Raw genomic sequence first — 14379 nt, 5'->3', positions numbered from 1 at the left:
CCAACACAGACAAAGAGAGGTATAGGCGAATGGCAGTAAAGTGGAGAAGCAATGCATGGCTCTATTTGTTGGCCGCTCCGGGCATCATCTATTTCTTAGTATTTCATTACTTTCCTATGTGGGGGGTATGGATTGCCTTTCAGGATTACAGCCCTTTCTTGGGAATATTCAAAAGTGAGTGGGTCGGTTTCGAACACTTTCGTAACTTTCTGACCCATGAGGATTTTCCTCTTTTGCTGAAAAATACGCTCTTCCTCAGTTTATATAATTTATTCTTTTATTTTCCGTTCGTATTATTTGTCGCCCTTATGCTATATGAGCTTCATTGGATGTTATATAAGCGGCTTATACAAACGATTTTGTACCTGCCGCATTTCATCTCCTGGGTTATTATTGCGGGAATAACGCTGGTGTTCTTCGGGCCTTCCGGTGTAATCAACCATTATGTAAGTGGAGGAGAACCCATTCCTTTTCTCGTCAGCAATGAGTGGTTTCGTTCCATGATGGTGCTGCAGCATATATGGAAGGATCTAGGTTGGGGGACGATCATCTTTCTTGCGGCGATGGCAGGGGTAAATCCTGAATTATTCGAAGCTGCTAAAGTAGATGGAGCGGGACGATGGCGTCGCATATGGCATATTACACTGCCGGGTATTCGCAGCACGATCGTGGTACTGCTTCTGCTTCGACTCGGACATTCGCTGGATTCGAACTTCATGCAAATTCTTCTAATGTCAAACGCTATGAATCTGGATGTATCCGATGTATTCGATCTGTATGTCTATCGTGTCGGACTGCTGGGCGGGAATTACAGCTTTGCAACCGCAGCAGGTCTGTTTAAATCAATCGTTGGTTTAATTCTAGTTTTATTGGCTAACAAAGCTGCCAAATCGATGGGGGAGGAGGGGATATTTTGAGAAGACAAACCTCCCTCTTTGATGTGTGCAATGCCGGCATGTTCCTCTTGCTCAGTTTGGTAGTTGTGATTCCATTTCTGTATATGTTGGCGGTATCTTTCAGTTCGGCTATGGAATCAGCTGGCGGTCATTTTTATATCATACCCAAACATGTCATGCTGGACGCATACCGCTACTTGTTTTCTACGAACCGCTTCGTGCGGTCGTTAAGCAACTCGGTATATATCTCTGTAGTTGGCACGCTCATTAATTTGTTCGTTTCCATAACACTCTCATATGCGTTGTCCAAGAAAAATCTGCCAGGACGCCAAGTTATGCTGATGTTTGTTTTCATAACGATGCTGTTCGGTGGAGGGCTGATCCCACACTATTTATTGATCAAGTCGCTTGGATTGATTAATACGTATTGGGCTTTATTGCTGCCGGGAGCCACTAATGCGTTTACAGTTCTCGTGATGAAGACCTTCTTTCAAAATTTACCGGCAAGCTTGGATGAAGCCGCACGAATCGACGGGGCTGGAGAGATACGTATTTTATTTTCGATCGTCTTGCCGCTGTCCAAACCGATTGTAGCGACCTTCTCATTGTTCTTTATGGTTCATCACTGGAATGAATTTTTTGCTGCGGTGATTTATCTTAGCGATGCGAACAAATGGCCGATCCAGGTGTTGTTGCGCCAAATGGTGGTGGGAGGAACGGCTGATGTAGGATCTCAAGCTTCCCTCGAAGGGGAAATGGCAACGTCGATTGGGAACAATGTAAAAATGGCGGCGATTCTGGTGGCTATGTTACCTATTGTGGCGGTTTATCCTTTTCTGCAAAAATACTTTGCCAAAGGTGCGTTGATTGGATCGATAAAGGAGTGAAACTTCCCAAATCATTTTATTAGACAAAATGCTAAAGCTGGACCCGCAGTTTTGCTATCCACTCTTTGCATAAAAAAAGTTATGATGTTTAAAACCAAGTAAGCGACTATGAATAGTTGTAATACTGGTAATAAACTGAAGAGGTGAAGGGAATGAACAAGAAAAGGATGTTGTCGACTGTATTTGCTAGCCTTACTGCCATTACGTTAACTTTAGGAGGGATTTCGCTAGTTCAAACAAATACCGCCCACGCCACAGTCAATCTAACCAACTGGAATCCAGGGCATTATCTACTAACTAACGATAAGTTGTCGATCAGTAATGGGGAATATGATACTTGGCTAACTCAGAGAAGCCCTGACGGCACACCGATTTTCAGAGGTATTCAAAAAAAATACAGTTGGAATGAGCTTGAGATTCCTAATCCTTCTCAACCCGGACAATTCATCTATGATTTTTCCGAAATTGAAGATGATCTAGATCACTTAGCCAATTTGACCGACACGAATGGCGTTGCGGTTCCTTCCAAGCTGGTGATCCAGCTTCAAACCAAAGCATTTGGTGAAGGGGAATCAGCCACTCCCGCGTATATTCAAGGCAGCTATTATGGCGGTGGGGTGTATGAGACAGCAACGGGGTCCTATAACCCTATACGTTGGAACGACCATGTACGCGATCGGATCAAAGCGCTGTATGCAGCACTTGGGACGAGTTTTAACGGGAATAACCACTTGGAATCGGTCATTTTATCCGAAACGGCGCAGTCCCAGCAACCAGATAATATTAACAGCCAAAGTATATCGCCTGCCTTTAGTTACACCGTGTATGCCAGTGCGATCAGCGACGAAATTGTCGCGCTCAAAGCCGCATTCCCGAATACGGTAACGATCCAATTCACCAACTTTCCCCAACAGAGTTTGAGCGGAATTATTGCAGCAGAACGTACGAACGGGGTTGGCTCGGGAGGACCGGATATCAAAGCCTACTCTGCCATCAATAGCTCTTTAATCGGAACCAATACCGCACCTGGAGCCTATTCCTATTATGCGAATGCATGGAATTACAGCAGCGTTCAAGGACAGACACTAGCAGGCATCGTACCTCTCGGTACGGCCGTACAATCTGCGGATTATTTTCAAGACGATGCCAAAACGATCCCTGCGAATATCAGCGATTTGTATACCTTTGGTCACGACAAATTGAATTTGAATTACATTTACTGGTTATATAACGCGAAACGAATCAACGATGTGGTTAACTTTTTGAAAACGAAAGTAACCTTGACAGACAAGGCAGGCGGATTGTACCAGACGCTTCCCACAGCTTATCAATAAAGCTTGCACTCTTCCTCTATGCGTCAGGGGGAGAGTTTTTTATAAATCTAACCTGTAAGAGCAAAGGAGCTATTTCACTTGGAAACATTACGAAAGAACCAGCACGCCTTAACACCTGTCCCTCCTATGGGTTGGAATAGCTTTGATTGTTACGGATGCGCGGCATCCGAGAAGGTGCTGCTCGAAAACCTGGAAGTTATGGCCGAACGATTGAAGGACGCTGGTTATGAGTATTTCGTCGTCGACAACGGCTGGTTTGCAGAGTATGAGATTGCACCAGGTCAAAGCTTCCCAACAGTTAAGCATGCTCTTGATGTAAGGGTAGACGAATACGGAAGGTATTTGCCGTCGCATTGTTACTTTCCCAACGGGTTGCAGCCACTGATTGACCGCACACATGAACTTGGTCTCAAATTCGGTATACATATCATGCGAGGAATTTCACGTAAATCTGTCGAGATGAACCTGCCGATTTACGGTACACCGTATCGCGCAGCCGATATTGCTAATACTTCGGATATCTGTAAATGGTGCCACTATAACTACGGTGTCGATATGGATAGACCCGGTGCACAAGAATTTTATAATTCTTGGATTGGACAGCTCGCTGATTGGGGCGTAGATTTCATAAAAGCGGATGATATTACCGGATTTCCTCGCGAAATAGAAGCGATCGTGAAAGCGATTGAGCAATGCGACCGCGATATCGTACTGAGCCTTTCACCTGGTGGCCAGACGACTGGTGAACGGATGGATACGTATAGCATGGCTAATATGCTGAGGACGACCAAAGATGTATGGGACAATCAACATGATATCGACAAAGCATTCGACAAGTGGCTGGAATTTAACGATGTTCGTAAAGATGGCTTTTGGCTGGATATGGATATGATTCCTTTCGGGCACCTTACTGTTTGGAGACCTAACGACCAACAACACACGGAATCTATTGTTTCTCATCAGGAAGAACTTTTTAGTGGTAAAGGAAGCGAACGAATGAGCGGATTAAACCGCAGCCAAATGCTGACATTTATCACCATGAGAGCTCTTGCTGCCTCTCCTTTGTTCATGGGAGGAGCACTTCCCACAACCGATGAGTTTTCGTTTGAATTGCTTACGAACCCGGATATGATTGCATGCAATCAAAACGGCGTCATGGGACATAGAGTTTATCAAAAAGAAGATATCGAGGTTTGGTCTACTCAGAAAAGGGATAGTCTCACTGAAGGATGGCTAGGGGTGTTTAACCGATCCGAAGAGCCGAAATCTGTTGAGATATCGCTGCAAGAGCTCTCATTGTGGCATTCGCCTGCTTATCATTTACGGAATATTTGGAAAGAACCTACTATGTACTACGATGGAACGAAAATAGAAACGCAGATCGATGCCAATGGGGTATTGTTTTTGCAATTTATTGGATGGAATGAGGTAGCTAGTACCTTGTAAAGGAAAGGAATGGATAAGAATGTCCGATACAGCAGAACGAGAGAAATGGAATATTCTAGTTATAACGTCGGATGAGCATAATGCCAAAATCATGGGTTGCGCGAACCACCCCATCATTCGTACCCCAGGTCTGGACCGGCTAGCTAGCGAGGGGACGCTTTTTTCGAAAGCTTATTGTGCTTATCCCATCTGTGCCCCTACACGGCAAAGCTTTATCACAGGGCAATACCCCATGGAGCATGGCCAACTCAGCAACGCACATGTTTTTGATAAACGTAACCAAACATGGGCGCATCATTTTAAGGAGCATGGTTATACGACAGCTAGTATTGGGAAAATGCACACCAATCATGAGTCTTACGATTACGGCTATGATTACAGATACAGTACAGAGGATATTTCAGAGGAAATAAAAGCGCAAAGAGCAGCCAATCCGCCACAATTCGATCCTGACGACAAACTTATTTTTGATTCCATGACGGATAAGCGTTCTGGCGAGAAACAATCTTCACGGCTGCATGGTAAAGTAGTTAACGATGAGTCGTTAGAGACGGATGCCATTATGCTGAAAGAGGCGGTTCAATACTTGAAGGCGCATCAATCAGACAAGTTCTTCTTGCACGTTTCGTTCGTTCAGCCGCATTGGTATTGGAATACACCAAAAGAATATTATTACATGTACGACCCTGCAAAGATTGACCTGCCGGAGAGCGTTCCTAGTGAATTGGAGCGAAATGCAGTTGTTTATAAAATGGCGGAGCAGGCCGGGTGGTTTCAAAATACGGAGAAGATGAACCGATTGGCGCGAGCGAGATATTACAGCAGTATTAGCTGGATGGACCATAACGTTAATCAGCTGCTTAATACACTTGACGAACTTGAACTAACGGAGAACACCTTGGTTGTGTACTTCTCCGATCATGGAGATATGGCGGGTGAAAAAGGACTGTGGCTCAAAAATCAGATGTACGATTCCTCCGCTCGTATTCCACTCATTATCCGGATGCCAGGAATTGTTCCTGCCGGTGAAGTAAACGACAAGCTGATTAATCATGTAGATTTGTTTCCGACGCTGGCAGGCCTGACGGGCACTCAAGATCACTTATCGAACCACATATCCGGTGATGATTTATCCAGTTACGTAACTTATAGCGATAACAAAAATGAAGATCAAACAGGAAAACAATTTACATTTAGTGTTCAGGGGTTAAAAAGTGTAGATAGCATACCTATGCAGGTTATGGCACGTTCGGCTCGCTGGAAGTTCATTCAGTACAACCTAGAAGAACCCGAGCAGCGCTATGTTTTGTATGATATGAATAATGATCCGGATGAAACGGAGAATTTGGCCTATGAAGTTTCGTTACAATCAGTCGTTCAGGATCATATAAAAGCAATCGATGAATTTCTTTACAGATTACGAAAACCGCGTTATGAGGTGAAGCTCAAAAAGGATGCTTTTCTGCAATCTGGACACTAGCTAACAAACACATATGGAGCTTGCCTTGCGGTGCGCGGCGGCTCTTTTTTTTGCTGTAAAATGGCATAATAAGGAAGAAAAAGAATGCCTAGTAAGACTTACAGAAGAAACCGAGGCAAGGGAACAGTGGGATTGAAACGGTCAACTAGTCCTATCCTTTACTAGTCCTATCCTTATCGCGGTCTGTGTTATTATTTTCTTCGAGGTGGATAACGACAAGCACTCAGTTCATCCAACAACGGTGCCTCAAAAGCACGCTACTATTTCTTCCTTCGCTTGCTAGCCAATGTGTTAGAAGCCTTCCCATTCCCTCCGACGGCATCCTGCTGCTTCGTACCCGGACTTTCGATGGCGGAGTTGGTCCCACTCGTGCTGTACTTGCCAGCGCCGCTTGCCACCTGGGTAGCCGAAGCATTCGCTGCATGTTTGGGGAGCCTCACGATTTGATCGTTAATGACGACGATGATTTCTTTGCCTTTACGACGGGTCTTGGCTAATTGTTTACTGCCAACACCAGATAACTTGCCTTTAGCGCCTTTCGCTATTCTGTTCTTCGCTTTGCCTCCTGCTCCAACGCTTTGCTGTTGCTGACTGTGCGGTGATTTAATAGCGGCGTTACTGCCAGCAGCGCTGCTGCGGCCTGCACCACTTGCGAGTTGCGTCGTGTTCGGGGCATTCGTAAATTGATGGTTGATAACGAATACCAGTCTATCGATGCCATGAATCGGCGATTGCGTAATGATACGTTTTTTCCCTTTTTCAATAATGATCGTGAGACGGTCTGACTTCATAGTCACACAGAACCTCCCCATAGGTCTTTTCTCTTATGTATATGTCTGTAGGACAAATTGGTAAGGGATAGTTGCTGAGTGGGTGAAAAAGAGGTGCGAGCTACACCTCTATGTCATCTGGTAAGTGCCGAGGTCTTTACGTCGATATACACTAAGCATGAGACCGATGGATACAAATTGAAGAATAGCAAGTAATCCACTATAGCTAATGAATGGGAGTTGAAATGTACTATATGGCGCTAGACCGATTGACATGAGCATGCTCCACGTAAACTGCGTTGTAAACACAGCCAATAGGGCAGATACGATGGCTTTTCCATATGGGTCTTTCACCTTCCGAGAAACGTTAACGGTCTGCTGGACGAACAGGGCTATCATCATGACTAGGGCAATTCCAGCCCCCCAGCCGAAACAATAGATGAGGAAAGGGAACATCATCTCGGATTGAAGCGCAGGCAGTCTACTTAGCGGAGCACCAAAGCCATATCCCCACCAACCAGCAGATTGTATAGCTAATTTGGATTGAGTCAGCACGTAATTCATACCTAGCGGATCTTGATTAGGGTGTAAAAATGCGTAAAGACGATCGGCTTGATAGCTTAATTGGAGTACGAATAAGCCAAATGCAGCAGCAACTAGACCACAATGCACAGCGAGAATGGCTCGCTTTTTTCGCAAAACCAGTAGCAGGGTCAAGCATCCGATAAAAAATAGTACGAAATTATTGATAGCATGTGTAAATAAAAGGAGTGTACTTGGAAGCCAGACAGTTCCTACGTTGATCCAACACTTTCGAATGAACGCTCGTAGAGAGGATTCGTTCGACATGGTTCTCTGTGGTTTACTCCAAATTCCAGCTAAAGCGATGAGTAGCAAGTAGGGGGAGAGCGCAGGGATATTCAGTTGGATAAGTCCAAACCTAACGTAACCTCTAATGCCATTCATCATCTCTCCAGATAGTAGGACATAGCTGAGTAGCGTTATTGTGCCGATATAGAGCCCCCATGAGTACCCAGCTAATTTACGATAGTTACTGAAGCCGATCAACAGCATTAAGCATGAGCCTATGCTAAAAAACATAACTTGTTTCATAGCAAGTGAAGTGAAATTTTGACGATAGTTGGCGGCTTGAGCAGAGAATATCGCTACCAATCCGATCCCCATAAGAGTTACGACGACAGCAAGCAGCCCCCAGTTAAAACGAGGACGATGGGCAAGATGAAACTGCTGCCCGATCACATCAGGCGTCCCCATTTGAGAAATAGATTCCTTAACGGCTGCATCCAAATCGAACCCACTACTTAGTTTTTCCTCAATTAATTCCTGCAAATGACTCTCAAGCTCCAGACGAACTTCTGAATGGACTTCTTTTGCTTTAATTTCGCGACAAACCTGTTTCAAGAACGTAGTGATCTCCTCATGCTGGCGAAAGCTACTCATACGCCGCCCTCCCCAAGAACACGATCCACCGTATTGCGAAAAAGCGACCATTCTTGTTTCTTCACTTTGAGTTCGCCTTTGCCTGCCTTCGTTATGCGATAATTTTTACGTTTCCGTCCCTCTTTCTCATCCCAATAAGCTTCAACATAGCCCTCAGATTCAAGCGTATGCAAAATGGGATAGAGCGTACCCTCCTTTAATGTAAATACGCCATCGGAATGCTTCTCCATCTCTTTGGTCATCTCATAGCCGTACATGTCTTTCCGTTCCAAAAGGGTAAGAATCAGAATGACGGTGCTTCCTTTCATGAGCTCTTTATTGATTTTCATTGTTGGCTCCTTATTTACTATCGGATTACGATGCATCGGTTATCTATGTATAATATAAAACAAAAGGAAGGCATTGGCAATATATCGCTACCGATGACACACTCATCAGTGAAATTATGGTTAGACCGACCGCGTTGTCTTAAATGCTAGTTAGTAATTGTAATATAATTGAAATCTTATCTTCATCTGGCATTAATATAAGTAGCCTATAATAAACCTCGACCCCCTTTTTAAATATATAAACTTAGACCCTCAGCCCGTTGCTGTGGGTCACTTTTTTTTATTTCCCTCACATCCCTACAGAAATAACTGTGGAAGCAAACCAATTGAAGTGATGTTGGAGTCTGAATTCATCGAGTTGTCCTAATTGAGGTTGAAGTAGCATATGTACGACATCTGCTCACTATACTTGGAATAGGAGAACATCATGGTGAGGAGAGTGCCTAAATTGTCAAATGAGTTCGTGATGCGTTCATTAGATGAGGTACGGTTCTGGTCGCGAATTATGAAGGAACATTCCTTGTTTCTCAAACTGGGTTTTCGATGTGAGGATACGACGTTGATTCAAGAAGCGAATCATTATTATCATATTTTTGAGCATATCGAGGGTCGAGCCCACGCGTATAACGAGTTGACAGACCCAGAACAAATTCGACGATTCAATACGGAAGTGTCTTCGGCAGCTGCACATATTTGGGCGTTCAAACGAAAAGTTCTCGGGCTCATCATTCAATGCAAGCTGCCTGGTGGTAACAACTTCCCCTTACTAGTCGACCATACGAGCCGTGAAGCTAACTATTTTCGCAACCGATTACACGAATTAAACACAGGACGATTAGAACCGTTACCCGACGCGATTATTGATGAAAATATATTCTTCTTGCGCATCATGGCGGATCACGCCAAATTTATTGGTCATCTACTGGACCCATCCGAACGTCAGTTAGTAGAACAAGCAAGGAATTTTAGTCATGATTTTGACCAACTTCTCTTTCAAGCTATTGATTTAAGCGGGATGAGGCCTCAATCCCAAACCGAACCGCTATTGGATCAGTTCCTTGACCAGAATCGTGTCTCCGTCGTTGCCCTGCGTGATTTCAAAAAGACAGCCCGCGATTTAATTGAGGCTTGCAAAATCAAGAGCATTATCCATCCCTTGTTGGCGGATCACGTGTTCCGGGAGGCGGAACGCTTCTTAGCGATCATTGATATGTTCGAGCAGTGCTTAACGGGCAATCCAGTCATGGGGATGCGGGAGGAGCATCTGGGTCATTAAATCTATGGGGACATCCTAGGTCAAAAAGTCACTTGCTGAAGCAAGTGGCTTTTTACTTTGCGTAGGCACTCCTTCAGAAGGGACAAGGATGTGATAGATTCGCGACAATGGCTTTAGCAAGCAGTTGTCTCCAGTTTCTACTACTAGGTCAATATACAGTGCTATTAGTGGAATTATTATAGAAATAGTATAAACAACTAGTCCCCACTATGTTTTAGGAACATATTATGCTAATGAAACGATAAGACATCTATCATGGAGGGAGGAATAACTAGAAAACCGTAACTTATAAGCGATTTTTGTTCACTAGAGAGATCTGTTAAAAGTGGATAAATAAGATCTTCGTTAAGACCTTATTTTACCTTATCGAAAAGAGGTTGAATTATGATGCTGCAAGATTTCATGATTCCTATCACCATATTGTCGTTTATATGCACCATTGCTTTTATTATCTTTCGTCCAAATGTAAATGAATCTATTCCCGCAACCGTCGGCGCCATATTTGTCCTTCTAAGCGGTAGTGTTACTATACATGACGTGGGTAAAATAACTGAAACCATAGGTGGAGCAGCAGTAACCATTATGGCAACGATTGTTATGGCGATTGTTTTGGAGAGCTTTGGTTTTTTTAATTGGGCTGCAGAGAAGCTCCTAGAACGAGCGAAAGGATCAGGAATACGTCTTTTCTGGTACACGAATTTATTTTGTTTTCTGATGACCCTTTTTGTAAACAACGACGGTAGTATATTAATTACAACACCGATCTTACTTATGCTGCTACATCAATTAGGCCTTAAAAACCATCAAAAAATTCCTTATTTACTCTCCGGCGCTTTAGTTGCAACAGCTTCTAGCGCACCAATTGGTGTAAGTAATATTGTCAATTTAATTGCGCTAAAAATTGTTCATATGGACCTCTATATGCAAACAGCGATGATGTTTGTCCCTGCTTCACTTGGTCTTGTACTCCTTACACTCCTTCTATTTTTCAGTTTTTATCGCGTATTACCTCGCAAACTAGCACCAATTAAAGTAGGAGCCTTACACCAAACACATCCACTGCAAGATATTTCGTCACCGATTCCGATAGAGAATCGAACTAAATTCATGCGGAATATCTTAATCTTCGTATTCAGCGTTCGAATAAGCCTATTTGTTGCCTCTTTCATTCATTTTCCAGTTCCATTAATGGCTGTTATCGGTTCTACCTTCCTGCTGGGCTGGCGTTGGTATTATTTGAAAATTGCGCCTACAGATATGATTAGAAAAATGCCTTGGTATATACTGGTTTTTGCCTTCAGTATGTATGTGATTATATATGGTTTGCATAATATCGGATTAACCCAAATGCTTATCCAGCTTATGCAACCACTTGTTTCGGGCAGTTTACTTGATGCAAGCCTAATGATGGGAGTTCTACTTACCATATTATCGAATTTATTTAACAATCATCCTGCATTAATGGTAGGAACGTTAACTTTGACGAACATGGGTCTTGACCCGCTTACCTTAAAAATTTCTTATCTAGCTGGTGTTATCGGCAGTGATATGGGTTCCCTTATTTTACCGATTGGGACGCTTGCAACTATCATGTGGATGCACATTATCAAGAAAGGGAAAGTAAAATTGAGCTGGGCCGAGTACCTAAAGGTGACAATTACAGTCATTCCAATTACTCTTATTTTTACGTTAGTTATTCTAGCATTCTGGGTATCCTGGATTTTTTAACCACATAAGAATTTATTAGTTTCCGAGGCTCGGAAGAACAAATTCTTATTGGCGATAAAAACCACCTTTGAAACGCGGTCGCTCATCCTCGAAGTACTTCGATAGAAGTTTTTCTCATTCGGCAGATATGATGATAACTGGAGGTTATTCGTATGCGTGTGCTTCAACAATTTGTTGGTCAACAAGTGATTGTTGAAATTTCTGGGAATAATAACTGTATGGGTAAAATAATTGATTTAGGGCTTGATATTATGGTTGTGGTTAATAAACAACAGTTCTATTATATCCCCTTAGTAAACGTACAGAATGTTAGATTGAATTCAGAGTCCAGAATGGAAACTGAGCTCATATCTGATGAAATGCCAATTGATTATCAAGAGGATAGCCTCTCATTTCGAAAGATATTAAATAATGCAAAGGGTCGATTTGTCGAGATTTATGTAACGGGCAACAAAACGATACATGGCTATTTAACTAGTATTATGAATGACTATTTTGTCTTTTACTCCCCTGTCTATAAAGCCATATTTGTGTCTATGAACCACTTGAAATGGTTAATTCCTTATCATGCTCACCTCACGCCGTACTCGCTAAATAATCAATCACTACCTTTGAATCCTATCAACGTATCCTTATCAAGAACCTTTGAAGGACAATGTGAAAAACTGAAAGGAAACCTAGTCGTTTTTGATTTTGGAGATAACACGAAAAAAATAGGCTTACTTCACAAAGTGGAGAATGGTTCCGTAGAATTGATTAATGCCAATGGAGATAAAGTCATTTGGAATCTGCAGCATTTAAAAACGGTGTACACACCTTGATTGAAGAAGTGTATTGCTGCGGGTATAAAAAAACGACCTTCTGGGAGAAGGTCGATCGAAAAAAAAGGTTGAATAATGCATTCGCACACCTTATCTTATGACAGTAAGGGCTGGATCGTTTGGGGGAGTAACTAGACGAATAAACTTTTATATCCGATAAAACTTATAGGAATATAATAAATTATGGTTGACTAAGTTTCATCCAGAGTGGTACTCTAGAAATGTGACCACCGTATGAACGGAGACGCTATTCTCTTTAGGGAGAAAAGTGTCTTTTTTTCATTTAAAAGAGGAGTTGAACCTGATGAGCCAACCGTTGTTGAAACTCGAGCATGTGAACAAAACTTTTCAGTCCAGTAAAGGGTCTGTTCAAGCCTTGCACAATATTCAATTGCAAGTGAAAGAAGGGGAATTTATTACAGTCATAGGACCCAGCGGCTGCGGCAAAAGCACGCTGCTCAAAATCATTGCTGGACTGGATGTTACGCATACCGGCGAGGTTCAACTGGGCGGTCAGGTGATACAGGGACCTGGCATTGACAAGGGCTTCATTTTCCAAGAGCCAAGGCTGTTTCCGTGGTTGAATGTCGAGAAGAATATCGCCGCTGACCTTTCGCTCAGAGACCCTGAAGTGCGCAAGAAAGTGGATGAACTAATTAAACTCGTCCGCCTGGAAGGCTTTCAGAAGTCGTTCCCGAAAGAGCTTTCTGGTGGAATGGCTCAACGTGTTGCCATAGCGAGAGCCTTGCTTCGTAATCCGAAAGTGCTGCTGCTTGATGAGCCGTTCGGTGCTCTAGATGCTTTTACACGAACGCACATGCAGGAAGTGTTGATTGATATTTGGCAAAAAAATAAAACGACGATGATTTTCGTCACGCATGATATTGATGAAGCAATCTATTTAGCCAATCGGGTCGTGATCCTCAAACCGCGGCCTGGCGCCATAAGGAACATTGTACCCATCGATCTGCCGATTCCGAGAAAGAAGACGACGACGTCTTTTCAGGAGTTGCGGCTTAAGGTACTTAGTGAATTCGAGAAAATTGAAGAGCTAGAATTAATAGATAGTTCCGGCATTTAAGGAGAAGGGGGGAGAGATCTCAATGAGCCAACAAGGACAATTGGTAGGTGTTGATCAACAGAGATACAAGCAACGAGTTAATCGCGTGCTTCTTGGCGCTTTGGTACCTATACTCGTACTGCTTACTTGGCAGCTTCTAGGCCATTTGGGTATTATTTCATCGTTGCTATTCCCAACACCGCTTCGCATTATGAACGCGGGCATTCGACTCATTCAAACGGGTGAGCTCTATGACAATATTAAAATTAGTGTCCTCCGCGCACTTTCAGGTTTCCTGCTTGGTGGTTCTTTGGGCCTTGCCTTCGGCATTCTCGTTGGTTTATTCCGTAGAACGGAGAAAGCGCTAGATCCCACGGTCCAAATGCTTCGCATGGTGCCTCACTTGGCGATCGCCCCCTTGTTTATTTTATGGTTTGGAATTGGTGAAACGGCAAAGGTTCTGCTTATTGCCAAAGGGGCTTTTTTTCCACTTTATATCAATGCTTTCTTGGGTATTCGAGGCGTGGATAACAAACTTTTCGATGTGACACGTGTGTTAGGGTTTAGTAAATGGAAGCAAATCATCCGGTTAACGATTCCCGGAGCAATGCCTCATATTTTACTAGGCGTTCGGATCTCATTAGGTGTGTCATGGCTTGGACTTGTTGTAGCTGAATTAATGGGATCGACCGCAGGGATCGGGTATATGATGTCGGATGCGCGCCAATTTTCCAAAACACCTGTTGTGTTCGTTGGTATTCTCATATTTGCCGTTTTCGGTATTGTTGCAGACTCCGCTGTGAGGCTGCTTGAACGCAAATGGCTTAGCTGGCAAGACAGCTATAAAGGGCACTGATCATTAAAGGGATATACGCACAAAGCTAAGGGGGA

At 43.3% G+C, this 14379-nt stretch carries 13 protein-coding genes; 10 read left to right on the top strand and 3 right to left on the bottom strand.

From position 1 onward, the window contains the following. The first annotated feature begins 29 nt into the window (after positions 1-29). The 5 genes from L6I86_RS22625 (at position 30) to L6I86_RS22605 (ending at position 6043) form a co-directional block, all read left to right on the top strand. Positions 30-917 carry an ABC transporter permease gene (locus L6I86_RS22625; RefSeq protein WP_236290699.1) on the top strand — a complete coding sequence of 296 codons (888 nt, stop codon included), beginning with the start codon at positions 30-32 and terminating at the stop codon, positions 915-917. Continuing rightward, complete coding sequence (locus L6I86_RS22620; protein WP_236290698.1) at positions 914-1783, top strand: carbohydrate ABC transporter permease; 870 nt, start codon at positions 914-916, stop codon at positions 1781-1783. The genes L6I86_RS22625 and L6I86_RS22620 overlap by 4 nt, the downstream gene beginning before the upstream one ends. A gap of 152 nt (positions 1784-1935) precedes the next feature. Further along, positions 1936-3117 (top strand): hypothetical protein, encoded by a 1182-nt coding sequence (locus L6I86_RS22615; RefSeq protein WP_236290697.1) that lies wholly within the window; start codon positions 1936-1938, stop codon positions 3115-3117. A gap of 78 nt (positions 3118-3195) precedes the next feature. Next, positions 3196-4563 carry a glycoside hydrolase family 27 protein gene (locus L6I86_RS22610; RefSeq protein WP_236290696.1) on the top strand — a complete coding sequence of 456 codons (1368 nt, stop codon included), beginning with the start codon at positions 3196-3198 and terminating at the stop codon, positions 4561-4563. Positions 4564-4582: 19 nt separating this feature from the next. Next, positions 4583-6043, top strand: coding sequence for a sulfatase family protein (locus L6I86_RS22605; protein ID WP_236290695.1), 1461 nt, complete (start codon positions 4583-4585; stop codon positions 6041-6043). Between the two features lie 260 nt (positions 6044-6303). Here the strand turns inward: L6I86_RS22605 and L6I86_RS22600 are convergent, their stop codons facing one another. From L6I86_RS22600 to L6I86_RS22590, 3 genes are all read right to left on the bottom strand, one after another. Further along, entirely contained in the window at positions 6304-6834 is a 531-nt protein-coding gene (locus L6I86_RS22600) for a hypothetical protein (protein WP_236290726.1), read from the bottom strand. A gap of 108 nt (positions 6835-6942) precedes the next feature. Further along, entirely contained in the window at positions 6943-8274 is a 1332-nt protein-coding gene (locus L6I86_RS22595) for an FtsW/RodA/SpoVE family cell cycle protein (RefSeq protein ID WP_236290694.1), read from the bottom strand. Beyond that, the gene (locus L6I86_RS22590) at positions 8271-8603 is read right to left on the bottom strand and encodes a PadR family transcriptional regulator (protein WP_236290693.1); all 333 of its coding nucleotides are present in this window, start codon (positions 8601-8603) and stop codon (positions 8271-8273) included. Before L6I86_RS22590 ends, L6I86_RS22595 begins: the two co-directional genes overlap by 4 nt. Positions 8604-9030: 427 nt before the next feature. On the opposite strand from L6I86_RS22590, the gene L6I86_RS22585 reads away from it, so the two are divergent. The 5 genes from L6I86_RS22585 (at position 9031) to L6I86_RS22565 (ending at position 14344) form a co-directional block, all read left to right on the top strand. Further along, positions 9031-9879: a DUF2935 domain-containing protein gene (locus L6I86_RS22585; RefSeq protein WP_420851915.1), complete on the top strand. Its 849-nt coding sequence runs from the start codon at positions 9031-9033 to the stop codon at positions 9877-9879. A 384-nt stretch (positions 9880-10263) separates the two neighbouring features. Then, positions 10264-11607: an ArsB/NhaD family transporter gene (locus L6I86_RS22580; protein WP_236290692.1), complete on the top strand. Its 1344-nt coding sequence runs from the start codon at positions 10264-10266 to the stop codon at positions 11605-11607. Between the two features lie 152 nt (positions 11608-11759). Next, positions 11760-12428 (top strand): hypothetical protein, encoded by a 669-nt coding sequence (locus L6I86_RS22575; protein ID WP_056623309.1) that lies wholly within the window; start codon positions 11760-11762, stop codon positions 12426-12428. A 304-nt stretch (positions 12429-12732) separates the two neighbouring features. Next, positions 12733-13509 carry an ABC transporter ATP-binding protein gene (locus L6I86_RS22570; protein WP_056623312.1) on the top strand — a complete coding sequence of 259 codons (777 nt, stop codon included), beginning with the start codon at positions 12733-12735 and terminating at the stop codon, positions 13507-13509. Positions 13510-13531: 22 nt separating this feature from the next. Next, positions 13532-14344: an ABC transporter permease gene (locus L6I86_RS22565; protein WP_236290691.1), complete on the top strand. Its 813-nt coding sequence runs from the start codon at positions 13532-13534 to the stop codon at positions 14342-14344. The last annotated feature ends 35 nt before the right edge of the window (positions 14345-14379 follow it).

Source organism: Paenibacillus allorhizoplanae, from assembly GCF_927798215.1.
GTDB classification, from domain to species: Bacteria; Bacillota; Bacilli; order Paenibacillales; family NBRC-103111; genus Paenibacillus_E; species Paenibacillus_E allorhizoplanae.
Note: the sequence above shows the minus strand (reverse complement) of the source record. Positions and strands in the feature narration are given on the sequence as shown.